Annotated in this window: 18 protein-coding genes; 10 read left to right on the forward strand and 8 right to left on the reverse strand. The window is 68.1% G+C overall.

Annotated features, from left to right (window positions below):
* The 6 genes from cysK to AC1REK_RS23580 form a co-directional block, all read right to left on the reverse strand.
* A complete protein-coding gene (gene cysK / locus AC1REK_RS23555; RefSeq protein ID WP_316016204.1) occupies positions 1-981 on the reverse strand; it encodes a cysteine synthase A in 981 nt (326 codons plus the stop codon).
* Positions 982-1,069: 88 nt separating this feature from the next.
* Complete coding sequence (locus AC1REK_RS23560) at positions 1,070-1,522, reverse strand: RrF2 family transcriptional regulator (RefSeq protein WP_316016205.1); 453 nt, start codon at positions 1,520-1,522, stop codon at positions 1,070-1,072.
* Positions 1,519-2,004, reverse strand: coding sequence for a dUTP diphosphatase (gene dut, locus AC1REK_RS23565; RefSeq protein ID WP_492269832.1), 486 nt, complete (start codon positions 2,002-2,004; stop codon positions 1,519-1,521). Before dut ends, AC1REK_RS23560 begins: the two co-directional genes overlap by 4 nt.
* Before the next feature lie 6 nt (positions 2,005-2,010).
* Entirely contained in the window at positions 2,011-3,318 is a 1,308-nt protein-coding gene (locus AC1REK_RS23570) for a phosphopantothenoylcysteine decarboxylase domain-containing protein (protein WP_492269728.1), read from the reverse strand.
* A gap of 16 nt (positions 3,319-3,334) precedes the next feature.
* Positions 3,335-4,531 (reverse strand): GGDEF domain-containing protein, encoded by a 1,197-nt coding sequence (locus tag AC1REK_RS23575; RefSeq protein WP_492269831.1) that lies wholly within the window; start codon positions 4,529-4,531, stop codon positions 3,335-3,337.
* A 237-nt stretch (positions 4,532-4,768) separates the two neighbouring features.
* Positions 4,769-6,223 carry an AMP nucleosidase gene (locus tag AC1REK_RS23580; RefSeq protein WP_492269727.1) on the reverse strand — a complete coding sequence of 485 codons (1,455 nt, stop codon included), beginning with the start codon at positions 6,221-6,223 and terminating at the stop codon, positions 4,769-4,771.
* Positions 6,224-6,371: 148 nt separating this feature from the next.
* On the opposite strand from AC1REK_RS23580, the gene AC1REK_RS23585 reads away from it, so the two are divergent.
* The 3 genes from AC1REK_RS23585 to AC1REK_RS23595 all read left to right on the forward strand — a co-directional run bounded on the left by AC1REK_RS23585 (position 6,372) and on the right by AC1REK_RS23595 (position 8,035).
* The gene (locus tag AC1REK_RS23585; protein WP_492269726.1) at positions 6,372-6,785 is read left to right on the forward strand and encodes a VOC family protein; all 414 of its coding nucleotides are present in this window, start codon (positions 6,372-6,374) and stop codon (positions 6,783-6,785) included.
* Positions 6,786-6,893: 108 nt separating this feature from the next.
* Complete coding sequence (locus AC1REK_RS23590) at positions 6,894-7,553, forward strand: GntR family transcriptional regulator (protein ID WP_492269725.1); 660 nt, start codon at positions 6,894-6,896, stop codon at positions 7,551-7,553.
* Positions 7,553-8,035: an OsmC family protein gene (locus tag AC1REK_RS23595; RefSeq protein WP_492269724.1), complete on the forward strand. Its 483-nt coding sequence runs from the start codon at positions 7,553-7,555 to the stop codon at positions 8,033-8,035. The genes AC1REK_RS23590 and AC1REK_RS23595 overlap by 1 nt, the downstream gene beginning before the upstream one ends.
* 46 nt (positions 8,036-8,081) lie before the next feature.
* Here the strand turns inward: AC1REK_RS23595 and AC1REK_RS23600 are convergent, their stop codons facing one another.
* A complete protein-coding gene (locus AC1REK_RS23600; RefSeq protein ID WP_492269723.1) occupies positions 8,082-9,296 on the reverse strand; it encodes a glycosyltransferase in 1,215 nt (404 codons plus the stop codon).
* On the reverse strand, positions 9,245-9,865 hold the full coding sequence (locus AC1REK_RS23605; protein ID WP_492269722.1) for a MarR family winged helix-turn-helix transcriptional regulator: 621 nt from the start codon (positions 9,863-9,865) through the stop codon (positions 9,245-9,247). Before AC1REK_RS23605 ends, AC1REK_RS23600 begins: the two co-directional genes overlap by 52 nt.
* 315 nt (positions 9,866-10,180) lie before the next feature.
* Between AC1REK_RS23605 and AC1REK_RS23610 the strand changes: the two genes are divergently transcribed.
* The 7 genes from AC1REK_RS23610 (at position 10,181) to AC1REK_RS23640 (ending at position 19,592) form a co-directional block, all read left to right on the forward strand.
* On the forward strand, positions 10,181-11,923 hold the full coding sequence (locus AC1REK_RS23610; protein WP_492269721.1) for a type I secretion system permease/ATPase: 1,743 nt from the start codon (positions 10,181-10,183) through the stop codon (positions 11,921-11,923).
* On the forward strand, positions 11,920-13,275 hold the full coding sequence (locus AC1REK_RS23615) for an HlyD family type I secretion periplasmic adaptor subunit (protein WP_316016215.1): 1,356 nt from the start codon (positions 11,920-11,922) through the stop codon (positions 13,273-13,275). Before AC1REK_RS23610 ends, AC1REK_RS23615 begins: the two co-directional genes overlap by 4 nt.
* Before the next feature lie 325 nt (positions 13,276-13,600).
* Positions 13,601-14,395: a calcium-binding protein gene (locus tag AC1REK_RS23620; RefSeq protein WP_316016216.1), complete on the forward strand. Its 795-nt coding sequence runs from the start codon at positions 13,601-13,603 to the stop codon at positions 14,393-14,395.
* A gap of 61 nt (positions 14,396-14,456) precedes the next feature.
* A complete protein-coding gene (locus AC1REK_RS23625) occupies positions 14,457-16,760 on the forward strand; it encodes a glycosyltransferase (protein WP_492269720.1) in 2,304 nt (767 codons plus the stop codon).
* Complete coding sequence (locus AC1REK_RS23630; protein ID WP_492269719.1) at positions 16,757-17,590, forward strand: class I SAM-dependent methyltransferase; 834 nt, start codon at positions 16,757-16,759, stop codon at positions 17,588-17,590. Before AC1REK_RS23625 ends, AC1REK_RS23630 begins: the two co-directional genes overlap by 4 nt.
* Complete coding sequence (locus AC1REK_RS23635) at positions 17,587-18,840, forward strand: glycosyltransferase family 4 protein (protein WP_492269718.1); 1,254 nt, start codon at positions 17,587-17,589, stop codon at positions 18,838-18,840. The genes AC1REK_RS23630 and AC1REK_RS23635 overlap by 4 nt, the downstream gene beginning before the upstream one ends.
* Entirely contained in the window at positions 18,837-19,592 is a 756-nt protein-coding gene (locus AC1REK_RS23640) for a hypothetical protein (RefSeq protein ID WP_492269717.1), read from the forward strand. The genes AC1REK_RS23635 and AC1REK_RS23640 overlap by 4 nt, the downstream gene beginning before the upstream one ends.

Below are 19,592 nucleotides of genomic sequence, written 5' to 3' on the forward strand. Positions count from 1 at the left end.
TCAGAGACCTTCGAACAGCGCGCTCGAAATGTAGCGCTCGGCGAAGGACGGGACGATCACGACGATCTTCTTGCCGGCATTCTCCGGCCGGGCGCCGATCTCGAGCGCCGCGGCGATCGCCGCACCCGAGGAGATGCCGGCCGGGATGCCCTCGCTCTTGGCGAGCGCGCGCGCCGTCTCGAAGGCGGTCTGGTTGCCGACGGTCACGACCTCGTCGATGACGCCGCGATCGAGGATGCCGGGCACGAAGCCGGCGCCGATGCCCTGGATCTTGTGCGGGCCGGGCTGGCCGCCGGAGAGCACCGGCGAATCCTCGGGCTCGACCGCGACGATCTTCACGCCGGGCTTGCGCGCCTTCAGGACCTGGCCGACGCCGGTGATGGTGCCGCCCGTGCCGACGCCGGAGACGAAGATGTCGACGTCGCCATTGGTGTCGTTCCAGACCTCCTCGGCAGTCGTCTTGCGATGAATCGCCGGGTTCGCCGGATTCTCGAACTGCTGCGGGATGATCGCGCCGGGAATCTCGGCCTTGAGCTCCTCGGCCTTGGCGATGGCGCCGCGCATGCCGCCGGGGCCGGGCGTCAGCACCAGCTCGGCACCGAGCAGGGCGAGCATCTTGCGGCGCTCGATCGACATGGTTTCCGGCATGACCAGGATCAGCCGGTAGCCGCGCGCGGCGGCGACGAAGGCGAGCGCGATGCCGGTATTGCCGGAGGTCGGCTCGATCAGCGTGCCGCCGGGCTTCAGCGCGCCGGAGGCCTCCAGCGCGTCGACCATGCTGACGCCGATACGGTCCTTGACGCTCGAGATCGGGTTGAAGAATTCGAGCTTGGCGAGGATCGTGGCCTTGACCCCGCGCTCGGCAGGAAGCCGGTTCAGCCGCACCAGCGGCGTATCGCCGATCGTGTCGGTGATCGAGTCATAGACCCGGCCACGGCCGGGTGTCGGGACTGGGTTGAGCTTCTGCGCGGCGTCGGCCATGGCGGCCTCCCTGAGTCAAGATCAGTAGGTTCGACGACAGGCTAGCATCAAATTACAGAATCTGTCGAGAAACAGATAAATTTACGTTCTATATTGTAAAATCTGCGCCGATATCCTTGCCTGCCGCCGCTGCGAGGCTTTCCGCCTGCTGGCAGAGCTCGGCCACGGTGACCGCGTCGAGCGCCGCAAGGCACGCGTCGAGCGCACTCTGGACAGCCGGCCCGACGACGCTCTCGACCAGGGGCGAGCGCGGCAGCGGCGGCAGGTTCTCCTCGGAATTGGCCTGCATTGCGGCACGGACGATCGCGCCTGCTGTGATGCGCCTACGCTCTCGGGCAAGCTCGTAGCCGCCGCGCGGGCCACGCACGCCCTTGAGGATACCGGCCTTGACCAGCGCCTGCAGCATCGTCTCGAGATGGCGCGGCGGCAATTCGTGGCGGGCGGCGAGCGCCTTGGCCGCGACCGGGGCCGGGCGGGCATGCAGCGCGATGTCGACCACCGCGGCGATGGCGAGCAGGCTGCGGCGCGAAAGCTGGATCATGAGCGGGCCTCGCGGGCAGAGGAGACCGCAGGATCCGTGATCCCGGTCGAGCCGAAGCCGCCGGCGCCGCGGACGGTATCGTCGAGCGACTGCACCTCGACGAGCCTGGCCTGCGCCACCGGCGCGACGATCAGCTGGGCGATGCGGTCGCCATGGCGAATGGTGAAGGGCTCCTGCCCGAGATTGACCAGCAGGACCTGGACCTCGCCGCGATAGTCGGCGTCGATCGTGCCGGGCGCGTTGAGTACGGTCACGCCATGGCGCAGCGCCAGCCCGGAACGCGGCCGGACCTGTCCTTCGCTACCCGGCGGCAAGGCCAGCACCAGCCCGGTCGGAACCAGGCCCCGTGCACCGGGAGCAAGCTCCAGATCGCTCTCGGGGATTGCGGCCCGCAGGTCGAGCCCGGCGGCGCCTTGCGTCTCATAGGCCGGCAGCGGCAGGTCCTGCGCATGCGGCAGGCGCTTGATACGGACGGGCTCCATCGCCACTCACCCCTTATCCGCCAGCAGGGCTGCGAGATGCTCGACCAGCCGCGCCGCGACCTCGGCCTTGGGCAGAGTCGGCCAGGTCTCGACGGCATCGGCGGTGACGAGATGGACGGTGTTGGCGTCGCCGCCCATGACGCCGGTCCCGCCGACATCGTTGGCGACGATCAGGTCGCAACCCTTCTTCGCCAGCTTGGCGCGGGCATAGGCGATGACGTTCTGCGTCTCGGCTGCGAAGCCGACGACCAGCTGCGGCCGGTCGATCTCGCGGGCCGCGATGGTCGCGAGGATGTCCGGATTTTCGACGAGGGCGAGGCTCGGCGTGCCGTGCTCGCCCTTCTTCATCTTCTGGTCGGCCGCCCCGGCGACGCGCCAGTCGGCGACGGCGGCCGCGAAGATCGCGATATCGGCCGGCAGCGCCTGTTCGGTGGCGTCCAGCATGTCGCGGGCACTCTCGACATGGATGGTCGTGACGCCCGCAGGATCGGGAATGGCTACCGGACCGGAGATCAGCGTGACCTCGGCGCCGGCAGCGGCCGCGGCGGCAGCGATGGCGTGGCCCTGCTTGCCGGAGGAGCGGTTGGCGATATAGCGCACCGGGTCGATCGGCTCATGGGTCGGCCCGGAGGTAACGAGCACGCGCTTGCCCGCCAGCGCCCGGCCAAGCGCCGTGCCCTGGCCCGGCAGGCGGCCGAGAAAGCCGATCGAAGGCGGCTGGCGCTGCTCGCCGGCCAGTGCCTGCTCGATCGCCGCCAGTAGCTCTTGCGGCTCGGCCATCCGGCCCGGCCCGCTCTCGCCGCGCTCGGCCATCGCGCCGGAATTCGGGCCGACGACGAGGACGCCGTCCTTCTGCAGCAGCGCCATGTTGCGGCGGGTCGCCGGGTGCTGCCACATCCGCGGATTCATCGCCGGGGCGATCAGGATGCGCTTATCGGTCGCCAGAAGCGCGGTGGAGGCGAGATCGTCGGCATGGCCGTTCGCCATCTTGGCGATCAGGTCGGCGGTGGCGGGGGCGACGACCAGGAGGTCGGTCGAGCGCGACAGGGCGATATGGCCGATATCGGCCTCGTCGGTCAGCGAGAACAGGTCGGTGAAGCAGCGCTCGCCGGCGAGTGTGCCAACCGCGAGCGGCGTGACGAACTGCTCGCCCGCGCGCGTCAGGATGCAACGGCTGGCGATGCCGCGATCCTTCAGCCGCCGGATCAGTTCCAGGCACTTATAGGCGGCGATGCCGCCACCGATGATCAGCAGGATGGAGCGGGAAGCAGACAAGGGCGGGCTCCTGGGCCAGGACGGCCCGTGTCGTAGCATCCGGCGGGCTGGGATGTCATCGGGGCGCCGGGGCGGAGGAAGCGTCCAGGGCTGCCGCGCTGACCGCTCCCGCTGCCGGACTCGGGGCCGCATCATCGGCGACCGCACGGTCCCGGCCGCCCGCCTTGGCGAGGTAGAGGCGGCGGTCGGCACGGGTAAAGAGTTCGGAAAACGAGTCCCCGGGCTGGCGTTCCGCGATCCCGAAGCTCGCCGTGACCGCGCCACCGCTCGGCGCAAAGGAAACGACCAGCCCGGACAGTCCGTTACGCGCCCGCTTCGCCAAGGCCTGGCCGGCGGCTTCCGCCGCTCCCGGCAGCAGGATCGCAAATTCCTCGCCGCCGATCCGCCCGACCAGATCGTTCTCACGGCTCACACGGCGCAGGAGCCTTCCAAAGGCGCTCAGCACCTCGTCGCCGGCGCCATGGCCATGGCTGTCGTTGATCCGCTTGAAATGGTCGAGATCGCAGACGAGCAGCGCACAGGGCGCATCTCCCGTGGCAGCGAGCACGGCGCCGGCGCGCTGTTCGAAGGCGCGTCGGTTGAGCAGGCCGGTCAGCCCGTCGCTGTCGCGCTCGCGGCGCAGATCGTCGATCACGTCGGAGAGCGTCGCCGCCAGCAGCGCCGCCGCGAGGGCGGCGCCGAGCACGGCCAGCGACAAGTGCATCGCCTGCCAGAACAGCGATTCCTGGAAGATCCTGACATCCCCCGGCGCCTCCAGCCCGATCGTCAGGATGGTGCGCGGAAAGAAGTGCAGGCCGAAGACGAACAGCACCCAGAACAGCACCCGGTCGACCGGTCGGCCACGCATCAGAGGTGCCAGCTGCAGGCTCGCGACCAGGAGGACGAAGCCGTAGCCGAAATTCTGCAGATAGACGCGCGCCAGCAGGTTCGGCACGAGATAGGCGAAGTACCAGAGGCCGCCCATCACCGCTGCGAAGGCGCACAGATGCCAGGCCCGCCCGAGCCGCTTGCCGGAGCGGCGCAGCACGCCTTCGGCCGCGATCTGGACGGCCAGCGTGTAGAACACTCCCGACAGAACGGCGTTCGCCGGCACCGATGGCGGCCAGAAGAAGACCTGGATCGTCACTGCGATCGCGAACAGCGCCGGAGCTGCGGCCAGCAGCAGGAGATGGTCGCGCCGTCGCTCGATCACCCAGGCCCAGAGGAAGGCGAGACTGAAAACGCATAGAACGGCCGGCCCGATCAGGGCCATCGTCACTCCGGACTCCAATTCCCCTGAAATCCTTCCTGCAAGCGGCGAGGCTGCCAGATCGCGCAGTTAATGCGATCGATTGCATTGATTTGGAGCATGTCCGACACGACAATCGTTGCCACATCTCCGCAGCATGCTCTGGGGCCTATGGCCCGCCTCGCCGGAAATGCCCAGCGATGGCGATGCGGGGCACCCCTGCGCCCCGCGCCGACACGATCGGCCAGCAGGCCGCCACTCTCAACGGAAGGGCGGCTCGTCGAAGCTCCTGAGCTTGCGCGAATGGATCGAGGAGCCGGCCTCTTTCAGCCGTTCCAGCGCGGCGAGGCCGATCTTCAGATGCTCGCTCACGGCGCGCTCATAGAAGGCGTTGGCGGCGCCGGGCAGTTTGATCTCGCCATGGAGCGGCTTGTCGGAGACGCAGAGCAAGGTGCCGTAGGGCACGCGCAAACGGTAACCCTGGGCGGCGATCGTGCCCGATTCCATGTCGACGCCGATGGCGCGCGAGAGGTTGATGCGCTTGCGCTCCTTGGTCCAGCGCAGCTCCCAGTTGCGGTCGTCCTGCGTCACGACGGTGCCGGTGCGCAGGCGCTGCTTCAGCCGGTCGCCCTTCTCGCCAGTAACGGCGGCGGCGGCCTCCTGCAGCGCGACCTGGACCTCGGCCAATGCCGGGATCGGGATGTCGGGCGGGACGAGCTCGTCGAGAATGCCGTCCTGGCGCAGATAGGCGTGGGCGAGGACGTAGTCGCCGATGATCTGGGTCTGGCGCAGGCCGCCGCAATGGCCGACCATCAGCCAGCAATTCGGCCTGAGCACCGCGAGATGGTCGGTGATGTTCTTGGCGTTGGAAGGACCGACGCCGATATTGACCAGCGTCACGCCCTCTCCCTTCGCCCGGATCAGGTGATAGGCCGGCATCTGGAAACGGTGCCAGGGCGCGGACATCACCCGCTCGGCGGCGCTGACGTCGATGCTCTCACGCTCGATGCGGACGCCGCCCGGCGCAACCAAGGCCAGCGCCGTGCCGGCCTCGATCTCGGCCAGGGCCAGCCGGACAAACTGGTCGACATAGCGGTGGTAGTTGGTCAGCAGCACCCAGGGCTGGACGGCGCGCCAGTCGGTACCGGTGTAGTGGACAAGGCGGCGGAGCGAATAGTCGACCCTGACCGCATCGAAGAGCGAGAGCGGGCGCGGCTCACCCTCGATGATGTCGAACGAGCCGTCTGCGACCTCGTCGCCGACCAGCGAGAGCAGCGGCGTCGGGAAATGCCGGGCCAGCTCGGCCGGGCTGACCTTGCCGCGGCCGAGCTCGTCGCCGCCGTCGAGGGCGTAAGGGTACGGGATCTCCTGTGCGCTGACGCCGGTCTCGATGGTGGCGCCGTATTCCCCGACCAGCGGCCGGAGCTGATCGAGCAGATAGGCGCGGAACTCGGCCGGATGCGTCACCGTCGTCGAGTAGACGCCGGGCATGGCGAATTTGGCATAGCCGCGCCGCGTCGCCGCCGGCAGCTTCGACGGCTCGTAGGTGACGCGCAGCATCGGATAGCGGTAGAGCGCGCGCTCTTCCGGCGTCGGCGGCTCCTGCGTGGTGAAGAAGCGCTGCAGGTCGTCGCACAGAGCCTGCTTCGCCTGGCTGTAGAGCGCCTCGAGCCGGTCGACGGCGGCTTCGGGGGTGGCGGCGATCTCGAATGTCATGTCGCGGGAAAGTCTCCGGTTCAGGTGCCCGTCGCAGCGACGGGCGGCCGGCCTGCTGACGAGGCCTGTCTTGCGATCCTGCCACGCTCCGCGCTTCGCAGCCATGCCGGCGATGCGCGCCGGCCAGAGATACACCGGGAGGATGACGATGAAACTTGCGAGCTATCTTCTCTTCGACGGCCAGTGCGAAGCCGCCTTCACCGACTACCAGCGGATCCTCGGCGGCCGGATCGAGGCGATGCTGCCCTATGAAGGCTCGCCGGTCGACGTCGCGCCGGAATGGCGCTCCAAGATCATGCATGCCTGCCTCGAACTCGCCGATGGCCAGATGCTGATGGCCTCCGACGCGCCGCCCGATCAAAGCAGCGGGCCGATGCGGAGCGTCTATGTCAGCGTCACCGTGAAGGAGCCGGCCGAGGCGGAACGCATCTTCGCCGCACTGGCCGAAGGCGGAACGGTGACGATGCCGATGGCAGAGACCTTCTGGGCGCCGCGCTTCGGCATGCTGGGTGACCGCCACGGGGCGCTCTGGATGATCGGCTGCGAACCCGCGGCCGCGTGATCCGATCCGACGGGCAAGGCGCCGCTGCGGCGCTCGACTACGGGCTGCATCGCTGTGCACTTGGAGAGGCAGGATTGCATCGATCGAATAATTGGATACAATTATTCGATGAACACTCCTCCCCTAGCCGCCACGACCACCGCCGCCGCCCTCGCCGCGCGTCTGCGTCAGGAGATCGACCAGGGACGCTGGCAAGCCGGCGAGCTGCTCCGCCAGGAGCAACTCGCGAGCGAGTTCGGGGTCAGCCGGATCCCGGTGCGCGAGGCGCTGGCACAGTTGCAGAGCGAGGGCCTGCTTCGGATCGAGCATTATCGCGGCGCCCGCGTGAGCTGGCCGACGCCGGCCGAGATCGACGAGATCTTCGACCTGCGCCTTCTGGTCGAGAGCGATCTCACCGCCCGGGCCCTGCCCCGACACGGCGAGCGGTCCTGCCGCGAACTGGCGAGACTGCAGGACCAGCTCGAAGACGCGCAGGACCGGCTCGGCTGGATCGGCGGCGACATCGCCTTCCATGAAGCGCTCTACCGGCCGGCCGAACGCCCGCGCAGCCTTGCGCTCTATAGGCAGCTGCGCGCGCCGATCGACCGTTTCAGCGTGCAGCAACTCGGCCCGGAAGCCCGCAAGCAGGGCTGGGCCGAGGAGCACCGGCAACTGATCGCAGCCGCGGCGTCCGGCGATGTCCCGGCGGCGTTGGTGACACTGGCGGCACATCTCGACGCAACGCGCATGGTCGTGCTGACGGCCTGCGCCGACCTCGGAGACAGATGATGGCGAATCACGGCGCGACGATCGAATGGCAGCGCGGCGATCAGGATTTCCTCGACCGGCGTTACAGCCGGGCGCATCGCTGGCGCTTCGACGGCGGGGCGGAGGTCGCGGCCTCGAGCTCGCCGCATGTGGTGCGCGAGCCCTTCTCGAACCCGGCCAATGTCGACCCCGAAGAGGCCTATGTCGCGGCGCTTTCGAGCTGCCACATGCTCTGGTTTCTCGACCTCGCCGCGCGGGCTGGCTTCCGGATCGACAGCTATCGCGACGCCGCCGAGGGCGTGATGGCGAAGAAAGCCGAGGGCAAGGAATGGGTCGCGCGCGTGGTTCTGCGACCGCAGGTCCTGTTCGGCGGCGCGCAGTCTCCCGACGACGCAGCAGTCGAAGCGCTGCACCACGAAGCGCATGCGAACTGCTTTCTCGCCAATTCCGTGCGTAGCGCCATCGAGACGGAAGGCAGCTGGGAGTTTCGCGTCGACAGCTGAGGGCTGAGGCCGGCCGCATGCTGTCACGCAGTGCGGCAGTCTGCCGTCAGGCTGCCGCGAACTCCGCTTCCGCGGCGAGCTGCATGACGAAGCCGAGCTGCCGGTCGACGCAGGCCTCGCGCTCATAGCCCCTGGCGACGGTGCGCCGCGCCTCCTGCCGCAGCGCCGCCAGGCCGGTTGTACCGGAGAGTCCGGTGAGGACGCGGTCTGCCAGTGCCGCCTCGTCGAAAAAGGGCGCGAGCAGACCGTTGATGCCGTCCCGGACCACCTCGCGAACCGGCGGCGTCGCCGAGCCTACGATCAGGCAGCCGCAGGCCATCGCTTCGAGCAGCGACCAGGACAGGACGAAGGGCACGCTCAGATAGACATGGGCCGCCGAGACCTGGAAGAGCCGGACCAGCTCCTTGTGGGCGAGCCAGGGGATGTGGACGACACGCTCCGCCAGGCCGGTCTCGGCCAGCATGACCTCGCGCCAGAGCCTGCCATCGGGCCGCGGGCGGCCATAGCCCGGCCCGTCGCCCCCGACGGCGACGAAGACCGTATCAGGCCGCTGGCGCGCGATACGGGCCGCGGCGCGCATGAACTGCGGATAGCCGCGATAGGGATCGAGATCGCGGGCGGCGAAGGTGACGACGGGGTCGCCTGCCCGGAGCACCCGGCCGTCGGGCAAGGCGAAGGCCGCCTCCGGATCGGGCCGGCAGGCCGCGATGTCGATGCCGTCATGGCAGAGCGCGATGCGCTCGCGGACCGAGGCCGGATATTGCTGGCGCTGCCAGCGCGTCGGCGCATAGGCGAAATCGAGCGCCTCCAGCGTCAGCAACTGGGCGGCGTTTCGCATCCTGATGCGCCGGCGCTCCGCCTCCGTGACCTCGGAAGCAGATCCGAAATCGAGATCGGAGCCGTTGGCGTTGTAGAAATACTCGCAATAGCCGAGCAGCGGCACCGCCGGCAGCACATCCTTGACGAAGAGCAGGCCGCCCCAGCCGGTATGGCCGACGATGACGTCCGGCCGGTCATGGCGAGGCAGACGCGAGAGTTCGGCCGCCACCGCCTCGCCGGTGCGCACATGATACTCGGTCGCCGCCAGGGCGGGATGCGCCGTCGTGGTTTCCCCGACGGCATAGGCGATCTGATGGACGCCAGGCTGAGCAGGCTCGGGCCTCTCCGTGACCAGCGTGACCTCGGCGCCTTCGGCGGCGAGGCGCGCGATCAGGTGAGCGAATTGACCAGATCCTGAACGATGAACGAATAGGACGTGCATGAGGCGAGCAGGATCCCTCCATAGCGCAGCGCGTCACCCCAGCTCTGTTCGAGCCGGCGCAGCGTATCGTGGGTGGTCTGGAGATCGGCGACGAGGTCGCTGTCGAGCCCCTGGCCGAACTGGCTGTTCTCGTCGAGCATGCGCAGCCGTTCGACCAGCAGCTGCCCTTTCGGCGAGAGCGAAATCCGGGCAAGCCGCCGATCGCGCGGCGAAGCGCCCCGGTCGAGATAGCCGCTCTCGACCAGCTGCTTGAGATTGTAGGAGGCGTTCGAGCCGACATAGTGGCCGCGGTCGAGCAGGTCGCGCACGGCGACTTCGCCGCTGCCGATGGTGAACAGCACCATGACCTGCGAAGGCGAGATGTCATCGACGCCGAGCCTTCCCAGCTCGAGCCGGAGATAATCGAGGAAGCGCCGGCTGGCCCGCTCGATCATGCGGGCGAGTTCGAGTTGCGAGACCAGCGCACGCCCCGGAGCCGAATCAGGATCGCTTCGCTCCACCCCCTCTCCATGCTCTCCATTGAAGGTCTGGCCGAGGAATCTATCGCCGACATGCGGTTTGAAATGCATTCCCTACTCCGCCTGATCTCGAGATGGGCAGCCTACCCCTGCGAACCACTCCGCACGTCGAATAGCCTAGACGCAAAGCACATGCCACCTCAAATAGCATCGGATTAAGATTTTAACAGTTGCTCTATAGTCATAAACTGTTTCAAAATTTGAAATAGCACACTTTTTCGCCATACTCTGAGATATTTTCTAGCACTTCCAAAGACGTATTCTGTCATACTATGGACACGTCTTTCGTGGCACGCTGATCATCATCCAATCACCTACTGCTTCGTTCACAGGCGCGCAGCCGCCGCTTCCGCGCCGGAGAGATGCATGAAGATTCCGACAGCGAAAACCGATGCCCTGATCCGGGACCTGCAGCGCTCGTTCGCCGGCGGCCTGGCCTATGCCGGCTTCCTGAGCCTGTGCGTCAACGTCCTGCTGCTGACCGTGCCGCTGTTCATGCTGCAGGTGCAGGACCGCGTCATCGTCAGCCGCAGCTACGACACGCTGACCATGCTGCTGGTGATCGCCGTCGGCGCGCTCGTGCTCTATGGCGCGATCGAGTTCATCCGCTCGCTGACCTTCCAGACGATGGCGAGCATTTTTGCACGTCGGCTCAATTTGCCGGCACTTCAGGCGGCGGTGTCAGCCGCGCTGGAGAGCGGCTCGGGCCAGGCGACGCAGGCGATCCGCGATCTCAACGACATCCGCACCTTCATCGCGAGTTCGGCGATTGCGACGCCGCTCGAAGCGGCCTGGTCGCCGATCTTCCTTGCCGTGCTCTTCGCCTTCCACCCGGTCTACGGGCTGGTTGGCGTCGTCTCGCTCCTGATCCTGCTGATCCTCGGCGTGCTCGCCGACGTGCTGACGCGGCGCGTCCTGAAGGAGGCCAATGAGGAGGGCGTCACCTCGATCAACGAGGTCGGCGCCAGCCTGCGCCATGCCGAGACGATCGAGGCCATGGGCATGCTGCCGGCCCTGGCGGCGCGCTGGCGTACCGGGCAGATCGCGATGCTGGAGCATCTCGACCTCGGTATGGCCCGCGGCAAGTTCATCGCCGCGCTGACCCGCTCCAGCCGGATGACGATGCAGCTTGCGATCTACGCCACGGGCGCCGTGCTGATCATCCGCAACGAGGTCTCCATCGGCACGCTGATGGCGGCGAGCATCCTGCTCGGACGCCTGCTCGCGCCGTTCGATTCGATGATCACCGACTGGCGGCAATGGGTCACCGCCGCTCAGGCCTGGAAGCGGGTGCGCGAGCTCCTGCAGTCGCGCGCCTCGCAGCGCCAGACCGTGCCGACCCCGGCGACTCAGGGCGACCTCGTCATCGACCGGGTGATTTATGCCCCGCAGGGGTCTGAGCAGACGATCATCAAGGGCGTCTCCTTCAGCCTCGAGCCCGGCGAGGTGCTCGGCGTCGTCGGCCCGTCCGGAGCCGGCAAATCGACGCTCGCCCGGCTGCTCGTCGGCGTACTCAAGCCCAATGCCGGCGGCGTCTATCTCGACGGTCACAACGCCTATCTCTGGGAGCGCGGCTCCTTCGGCGCGATGGTCGGCTATCTCCCGCAATCGGTCTCGCTGCTCAACGGCACCATCGGCGAGAACATTGCGCGGATGCGCAAGCCGGATCCGCACGCCATCCTCGAAGCGGCCCGGATCGCCGGGGTACACGAGCTGATCGGCCGCTTGCCGCTCGGCTACGACACCAATGTCGCCGATGGCGATTTCAAGCTCTCGGGCGGCCAGCGCCAGCGCATCGGCCTGGCGCGCGCGCTCTACGGCTCGCCCCGGCTGATCGTGCTCGACGAGCCCAACGCCAATCTCGACGCAGAAGGCGAGCAGAGCCTGATCCGCGCCATCAACGCGGCCCGCGACAGCGGCGCCATCGTCGTGCTGATCGCCCATCGCCCCTCGGTGATGCAGACGGTCGACAAGATCCTGGTGCTACGCGAGGGCCGCGTCGCCCAGTTCGGTCCGCGTTCGGCCATCGCCGGCATGATCACCCCCGGCGGCGTGGTCGAGCTCGAGCCTGCGAAGCAGCCCACCCCCATTCGCGAGGCCAGCGCATGAGCAAGCTGCCGATGCTCCGCAAGCCTGGAACCGCCCTCGTGCCGCTCGCTGCCGAAGCGGAGCCGGCCGAGCGTACGCCCTCGCTGCGCAATCTCGTGCTCGCCGGCGTCGCGGCGGTGGCGATCGGCTTCGGCGGCTTCAGCGCCTGGGCGATCACGGCCCGGCTCGACAATGCCGCCGTCGCCGCCGGCACCGTCGTCGTCGACAGCAAGCGCAAGACGGTCAGCCATCTCGAAGGCGGCATCCTGAAGACCCTGCTGAAGGCGGAAGGCGAGCGCGTCGGGCAGGACGAACCCCTGCTGCGGCTGGAGGATGCTAGAGCCCGCGCCGAACTGCAGCAGCTGCAGGGCAAGCGCGTCGGCCTCGAAGCCCGTCTCGCGCGCCTGCGGGCGGAACAGGGCGACCTCCAGGAGATCACCTTTCCCAAGGACATCGGCGAAGGGCACACGCCGATCGCCCGCGAGGTGGTGACGGCCGAGCGCACCCTGTTTCGGGCCCGTGCCAAGGTCCATGCCGGCAAGGTCGGCATTCAGCAGCGCGTCATCGAGCAGCATCAGGCCGAGGCCGAGGCGCTCCAGGCCCAGATCGAGGCGGTGCGCTACCAGCGCTCACTGATCGACGAGGAGGTCAAGGTGATGACCGACCTCTACGAGAAGCGCTATGCCAAGCGCTCGCAGCTCGTCGAACTGCAGACCAAGCAGAGCGAACTCAGCGGCCGCGGCGGCGAGATCGCCGCCCGCAAGGCCAAGGCGGAGCAGCAGGTCGCCGGCGCCAATCTCGAAATCCTCTCGATCAGCCTCGAGCGCCAGAGCGAGATCGCCAAAGACCTGCAGGACAGCCAGCTCCAGCTCTCCGAGGTGGTCGAGCGCATCGTCCAGGCCGAGGACGTGCTGCGCCGGCTCGTGGTGACCTCGCCGCAGGAGGGCATCGTCGCCAATATCCGGATGCGGACCGCCGGCAGCGCGATCGCGGCCGGCGAGGCGATCCTCGACATCGTCCCCGAGCAGGAGCCGCTGATCGTCGAGGCGCGGGTCGATCCGCGCGACATCGATTCGGTGCGGGTCGGGGCCGAGACGCGGATCCGGCTGACCGCCTTCAACGCCCGGCTGATGCCGCCGCTGCTGGCGAAGGTCAGCTATGTCGCGCCGGACCAGCTCGTCGACGACAAGACCGGCGTGCCCTACTTCATCGTCCGCGCCGAGATCACCCCCGAGAGCCTGGCCGAGAACAAGGTCACCCTCCATGCCGGCATGGCGGCCGAGGTGCTGATCGTCAACGGCCGGCGCTTCGCCGCCGACTATCTGCTGTCGCCCTTCAAGGACAGCTTCAACCGCGCCTTCCGGGAGGATTGATTTCACGACGCCGATCAAGCGTTTGCGCCTGCTTGCCCGGATTTGATTCGAAACCTGAAACGAAACAATCGTATAAATAGATCAAAAATCGAAACAACATCGAATATAAATCTACGCTTAGACAATACATATAAGCATAAAATCGATTTTGCACCGCAAAATGGTCACAATAAATTCCTTGCTGCGTCGCACATATTGAATAATCTCCGACCGTCGAGCGATGATACGTCTTTCGACTTCATCGGAAACGCACCTTTTATCCAGCATCCATTGCGACGCTGATCCGCGATGCTGGTGGTGCCCCAAACTGCCTAGGAGGTGACGAATGGCCACGATCGAAGGAAGCGCATTCGACGACTTTTTGATTGGTACCCGGTTCAGCGACGTGATCATGGCGGGCGCCGGCGACGACATCGTCAAGGGCGGCGACCAGGTCGATTCCCTGTTCGGCGAAGAAGGCGACGATCTGCTTTACGGCGACGGCGGCAACGACTTCCTGTCCGGCGGCGAAGGCGATGACGCCCTGTTCGGCGGGCTGGGCGACGACGTCCTGGACGGCGGCGTCGGCAATGACGCGCTGTTCGGCGGCGAGGGCAACGACGTGCTCTCGGGCGGCGACGGCAACGACATCCTGCGCGGCAATGCCGGTGACGACGTGCTGCGCGGCGGTGAAGGCAACGACATTCTGCAGGGCGGTCCGGGTGACGACATCCTGCAGGGCGGCAATGGCGACGACCTGCTCCAGGGCGGCGATGGCAGCGACGTCCTCCAGGGCGGCGACGGCAACGACGTCCTCCAGGGCGGAGCGGGTGACGATCTGCTCTTCGGCGGTGCCGGCGACGACGTTCTTGCCGGCGGCGCCGGCAGCGACGTCTTCGTCTTCACCGGCGGCGGCGGCAACGATGTCGTGCTCGACTTCGAGGCCGGCCAGGACGTGCTGCAGATCGCCTCGGGCATCAACGGCACCGATATCGGCTCGGCCGAGGACGTGGCGGCCCGCGCCACCACGGTCGGCGGCAACACCGTCATCGACCTCGGCGATGGCGACACGCTGACCCTGGTCGGCGTCACCGCAGACGACATCCAGGCCGACCCGAACTCCTATTTCACGGTCGCCTGACGAACTGCGGCACCGGCCTTCCGGCCGGTGCCGCCCCTTCCCCCTTGCCGGATCATCCACGATGCTCACCCTCGCGCCCGCGCCCGTCGCGGAGGGCCTGAGCCCGCAGCTGCATCTCTCGCGGCTGAGCGGCTCGGTCTTCCTGCTCAGCTGGACCATCGACGCCCCCGTCGTCACGCGCCCGACCATCGCCTTGTCGGCCAGCGGCAAGAGACTGGCCGCGGCATCGCTGGCGCTCGGCCTCGACGACGGGCGGGTCCGTCTCGTCGTCGCCTTCCGCCATGGCGGCCCCGGAGAGCTGGTCGCGACGCTGGCGGATCACGGCCCGGGAGGTGACATCACCGCACGCTTCGATCCCGGCCTGGTCCATGCGATGGCCGAAGCCGGCGAGGTTGCGCGCGACACCACGCCCGCAGCCCGGCGGATGCTCGCCAACGCGCTGATCGGCCATTGGCCGAGCCTGTTCGGCCTGAGCGAGACCGCAAGCTACCTCACCTTCCTGCGGCAATTCCTGCTTCTGCTCGCCCGCAAGCCCACCCCCGCCAACCCGGTCGCCAAGCTCGGCGAGGGCAAGATCCTGATCGAATCCTCCGCGCCCGGCCGGCTCTCCGGCATCCGCGCGGCCTACCGGCTCGACGGCGCCGGCCTCGCCCGCCTCTCCTGCCGGCCGCGACTCGGAGCAGCCGACCGTACCGGCGCGCGCGCCCTGCACCTTATCGTCGACGAGTTTCCGGCACAGGCTGGCGGCCTCCTGATCCTGCAGGGGGATTCCGGCCTCGTCGTCCGCAGCGTCCCGGCGCGCCCCGCGATCCCGTCTCTCGGCCGCTGGTGGAACGGCAAGGCGAGCGCGCGCGACGGCCTGCGCAGCTGGTTGGTCGAACAGCTCTCCGAATCGTCCGAGCAGGGCCGGCTTCTGGCCATCGAGATGCAGCGCCGCCTGCCGCTGGCGGTGCAGAACATCAGGCGCAATGACGATTTACCCTCGGCGGAGCTCGACCTTGCCGTCTCGACGCCGGCCGGGCTGCTGCTCGGCGGCTGGTATCGCGATCCCGAGGGACTGCTCGACGAGATGCTGCTTCATCGCAGCGAAGGCGATCCGACGCCGATTCTCGACCGGCTCGAACGCTTTCCGGCGCTGCTGCCGGGCGCAACCGCGGGCGAGCGGAAGCCGGCGACCGGCTTCGCCGCCCTCGTGCCGGGCTATGCCGGGGGCTCGCCCGTGCTGCAGCCGCGCGCCGAGATGCGCCTGAAATCCGGCACCTCCCTGTTCCTACGCCCGGCACTGCAGCCGGCCGATGCCGCCACCATAAGGGCGCGGGCGCTCTCAGCCATGCCGCCACAACATCTCACGTCCGAAATCCTCGAGCGGACGCTGGCGCCGGTGCTCGCCGCCTGCCAGCAGCAATTGCGCGAGGCCCTGCCGGAACCGCGGCTGAAGCGTTTCGGCAAGGCGCCCGCCAACCCTTCCGTCTCGGTGGTTATCCCGCTCTACCGCGTCTACGATTTCCTGCGGGTGCAGGTCGCCGCCTTCGCCGCGGACCCCATTTTCGCCGGCGAGGCCGAGCTGATCTACGTGCTCGATTCCCCCGAGCACGAGGCCGAGGTCGCGCATCTCCTCGGCGGGCTCTTCCTCGCCTACGGCCTGCCGATGCAGCTCGTGGTGATGGGCCGCAATGGTGGCTTCTCCGCCGCCTGCAATGCCGGCGCCGCGGCCTCTCGCGGCGAGGCACTGGCGCTGGTCAATTCCGACGTGATCCCGACCGGGGATGGCTGGCTGCCTGCATTGGTGCGCAGGCTCGACCGCGGCAACCGCATCGGCGCTGTCGGCCCGAAGCTGCTCTATGACGATGGCTCGCTGCAGCATGCCGGGCTCTTCTTCAAACGCGACAGCAAAGGCACCTGGCTCAACCATCATTACTTCAAGGGCATGCCGAGCCATTACGGTCCGGCCAATGCCGAGCGGCCGGTGCCCGGCGTCACCGGTGCCTGCGTGGTGCTGCCGCGGGCCCTGTTCATGGAGATCGGCGGCTTCGACGACGGCTATGTCATCGGCGACTACGAGGACAGCGACCTCTGCCTGAAGATCGGCCGGGCCGGGCTCGGCGTCGTCTATGTGCCCAGCGTCGCGCTCTACCATCTCGAGCGGCAGTCGATCTCGAAGAGCACCGATTACACCCGCGGCGTCGCCTCCCAGCACAATGCCTGGCTCCAGACCCGGCGCTGGGACCGCCAGATCGAGGCGCTGATGGCGGCCTTCGACGGCCCTGCCGCAGAGCTGCCGGAACAGGCGCTGCCAGAGCAGAGCCTGCCGCGCGAGCCCCAGTTCTTTTCCCGCGCCAACCTCCGGAGAGCGACAGCGGCATGACGGCGACATTGGCCCTGAGACAGAACGCGCCGGAGCCGGCGCCGGTGAGCGAGCTCGCGCAGCGCGAGCTCGACTTCCTGATGCGCCAGATCCAGAGCAACCGCTTCCTGCCGCATCCGCCGCCGGATTCTATCTTCGTCGGCGACGGCGACTACCGCGCCATCGGCGCCGAATTCCTTGGCCATTTCGTCAGGCTCGGCCGGCTGCAGCCGCATGAACGGGTCTTCGACATCGGCTGCGGCATCGGCCGCATGGCGGTGCCGCTGACGCAATATCTCGACCCCGAGCGCGGCAGCTATGACGGCGTCGACCCGGTCATGGACGGCATCCTCTGGTGCGCCCAGACGATCACGCCGGCTTATCCGCGCTTCCGCTTCCAGCGGCTCGACATCGCCCATCCGCTTTATAACCCGCAGGGCTCGCTGCCCGGGATCGAGGTGCGCTTCGGCTTCCCGAACCAGAGCTTCGATTTCATCATCATGACCTCGGTGGCGACGCACCTGCCACCGGACGAGCTCGTGGTCTATCTCAACGAGGCCGCGCGTCTGCTCGCGCCGGGCGGACGGCTTTTCCTGACCGCCTTCGCGCTCGACGGCCAGAGCACCGGCCAGGAGCGATTGAAGTTCCGGCGCTGGGGCGAGGGACCGGGCTGGTACGCGATCGAAGAGGCGCCGCTGGCCGCCGCCGGGATCGACGCCGGCTTTCTCCTGGAGCATGCCACCCAAGCTGGACTTGCGGCCGAACGGCTCGGCCAGGGCCATTGGCGCGGCGTCAGCGCGGCGCATTACCAGGATCTGCTGATCGCGGTGAAGCCGGGAGAAGCACGATGAGCCGGCGCATCCTGGTCGTCGCGCACAACCACCCGTCGCTGCATCCCGGCGGGACCGAGATCTTCGCCCATGATCTGACGCAGGCCTATCGCGACGAGGGTTGCGAGGTCATGTTCCTCGGCGCGACCAATGCGATCCACCGCGAGCCGCATCCCGGCACGGCCTTCCAGGCGACCGGGGAGAATGGCGACCTCCTGTTGTGGAGCGGCCATTTCGACCGCTTCCATCTCAGCCAGATCGACCATTACGGCACCTTGCAGGATCTCGGCACGCTGCTGACCGAGTTCCGGCCGGACGTGATCCATGTCCACCATCTCGTCCTGATCGGCGCGGAATTCCTGGCGCTGGCGCGACGCCTCCTGCCTCAAGCGTCGATCGTGATGACGCTGCACGACTACTACCCGATCTGCCATCATGACGGGCTGATGCTGCGGCCGAGCGACAAGCAGCGCTGCACCGGCGCGACGCCCACTGCCTGCCATTCCTGCTTCCCCGAGATCGGCGCCGACCGCTTCCTGCTGCGCGAGCGCTTCCTGAAGACGCATCTTGCCGCCGTCGACCGCTTCGTCGCGCCGAGCCGCTTCCTGCGCCAGCGCTACATCGACTGGGGCATCGCGCCGGGCAAGATCGAGGTCATCGCCAATGCGCGCCCGGCGCAGACACCAGTACCGCATCGCCACACCCATGGCGCTCGCACGCGCTTCGGCTATTTCGGCAACCTCAACCCGTGGAAGGGCATCCTTCCCCTGCTGCAGGCGGCGAAGCTGCTGCACGGCGCCGGCGAGACCGGCATCGAGCTGCGCATCCATGGCGGCGCGCCGTTCCAGAGCGAGGCTTTCACCGACGCGCTGGAGAAGGCCCTGGGCGAAGCCGGTGCCAACGTCACCCATTGCGGGCCCTATCGCCGCGACGAGATGGCGGAGCTGATGGCCGAGGTCGACTGGGTGGTGATGCCCTCGATCTGGTACGAGAACGCTCCCCTCGTCATCCAGGAAGCCTTCCAGCATCGCAGGCCGGTGATCGCCAGCGGCATCGGCGGCATGGCCGAGATGGTCCGCGACGGCGTCGACGGGCTGCATGTCCGGCCGGGCGACCCTGCTGCCCTCGCCGCCGCCCTGCGGCGAGCGGCCGGGGACAACGGGCTCTGGCAGCGGCTCGTCGAGAACATCGAACCCTCACCCGGCATGGAAGACTGCGCCCGGACGCACCTGGCGCTGTTCGACCGGCTCAAACTGGCGGAGGCGGCATGACGATGGCGCAGAATTCCGAAGGCGCGGCCGTGACCGAAATCGCGCCCGCAAGGCTCAACGGCCGCGTCGATGCGCTCGACGGGAACCGGCTGCATGGCTGGATCTGGGACGAGGCGAGGCCGGAAGAACGGCTCACCGTGCGCCTCATGCGCGACGGTGTCGCCGTACAGGAGGTGGTGGCCGACCAGAGCCGCGTCGATCTGCGCCGCAACGGCATCGGCGATGGCCGGCACGCCTTCGCCATGGAGCTCGACGACAGCGTGGTCGCGGCGCGCGCCGATCTCGTCATCATCGGCGTCTCGCCGAGCACCGGCGTCGCCCTCGAACTGCGCCTGCCGCCGCCGGCGGAGCTCGCTGCCGAGGCGGCCATCGCCGTGCCGCTGGCGCGCTTCTTCGACCGGGTCGAGGCGCTGATCGTCCTGCAGAGGCGCTCGCAGCTCACCCAGAAGGAGCTGCTCGACAAGGTCGGCGAACTCGGCCTGCGGCTGACCGAGTACCGCCAGCGCGAACAGGAGGCGAAGCAGTCCGGCGAGGCCGAGGGCCAGGACGCAATCGCCGCCCGCCTCGCCGAGATCGACGTCTTCCAACTGCGCTTCGACCAAACGCTGAAGAGCTTCGACGACCGGCTGGTCGCGATCCGCAAGGAGGCGCGGGCGCCGCTCCGGCAGGTCACGGTGATCCTCGGCTTCCTCTCCGGCCTCGCTGCACTGCTCTCTTTCGCCACGCTCGCCGTGACGCTGGTCGGAGGCTGA

This window comes from Allobosea sp. GW823-FHT02B03 (genome assembly GCF_058797755.1).

What these genes read in the sequence shown, in the direction of transcription:
- AC1REK_RS23580 (WP_492269727.1), bottom strand. Translation starts at nt 6,223, where the DNA reads ATGACATTCGAGATCGCCGCCACCCCCGAAGCCGCCGTCGACCGGCTC.
- cysK (WP_316016204.1), bottom strand. Translation starts at nt 981, where the DNA reads ATGGCCGACGCCGCGCAGAAGCTCAACCCAGTCCCGACACCCGGCCGT.
- AC1REK_RS23635 (WP_492269718.1), top strand. Translation starts at nt 17,587, where the DNA reads ATGAGCCGGCGCATCCTGGTCGTCGCGCACAACCACCCGTCGCTGCAT.
- AC1REK_RS23640 (WP_492269717.1), top strand. Translation starts at nt 18,837, where the DNA reads ATGACGATGGCGCAGAATTCCGAAGGCGCGGCCGTGACCGAAATCGCG.
- dut (WP_492269832.1), bottom strand. Translation starts at nt 2,004, where the DNA reads ATGGAGCCCGTCCGTATCAAGCGCCTGCCGCATGCGCAGGACCTGCCG.
- AC1REK_RS23630 (WP_492269719.1), top strand. Translation starts at nt 16,757, where the DNA reads ATGACGGCGACATTGGCCCTGAGACAGAACGCGCCGGAGCCGGCGCCG.
- AC1REK_RS23570 (WP_492269728.1), bottom strand. Translation starts at nt 3,318, where the DNA reads ATGCTACGACACGGGCCGTCCTGGCCCAGGAGCCCGCCCTTGTCTGCT.
- AC1REK_RS23595 (WP_492269724.1), top strand. Translation starts at nt 7,553, where the DNA reads ATGGCGAATCACGGCGCGACGATCGAATGGCAGCGCGGCGATCAGGAT.
- AC1REK_RS23590 (WP_492269725.1), top strand. Translation starts at nt 6,894, where the DNA reads ATGAACACTCCTCCCCTAGCCGCCACGACCACCGCCGCCGCCCTCGCC.
- AC1REK_RS23585 (WP_492269726.1), top strand. Translation starts at nt 6,372, where the DNA reads ATGAAACTTGCGAGCTATCTTCTCTTCGACGGCCAGTGCGAAGCCGCC.
- AC1REK_RS23625 (WP_492269720.1), top strand. Translation starts at nt 14,457, where the DNA reads ATGCTCACCCTCGCGCCCGCGCCCGTCGCGGAGGGCCTGAGCCCGCAG.
- AC1REK_RS23605 (WP_492269722.1), bottom strand. Translation starts at nt 9,865, where the DNA reads ATGCATTTCAAACCGCATGTCGGCGATAGATTCCTCGGCCAGACCTTC.
- AC1REK_RS23620 (WP_316016216.1), top strand. Translation starts at nt 13,601, where the DNA reads ATGGCCACGATCGAAGGAAGCGCATTCGACGACTTTTTGATTGGTACC.
- AC1REK_RS23610 (WP_492269721.1), top strand. Translation starts at nt 10,181, where the DNA reads ATGAAGATTCCGACAGCGAAAACCGATGCCCTGATCCGGGACCTGCAG.
- AC1REK_RS23560 (WP_316016205.1), bottom strand. Translation starts at nt 1,522, where the DNA reads ATGATCCAGCTTTCGCGCCGCAGCCTGCTCGCCATCGCCGCGGTGGTC.
- AC1REK_RS23600 (WP_492269723.1), bottom strand. Translation starts at nt 9,296, where the DNA reads ATGCACGTCCTATTCGTTCATCGTTCAGGATCTGGTCAATTCGCTCAC.
- AC1REK_RS23575 (WP_492269831.1), bottom strand. Translation starts at nt 4,531, where the DNA reads ATGGCCCTGATCGGGCCGGCCGTTCTATGCGTTTTCAGTCTCGCCTTC.
- AC1REK_RS23615 (WP_316016215.1), top strand. Translation starts at nt 11,920, where the DNA reads ATGAGCAAGCTGCCGATGCTCCGCAAGCCTGGAACCGCCCTCGTGCCG.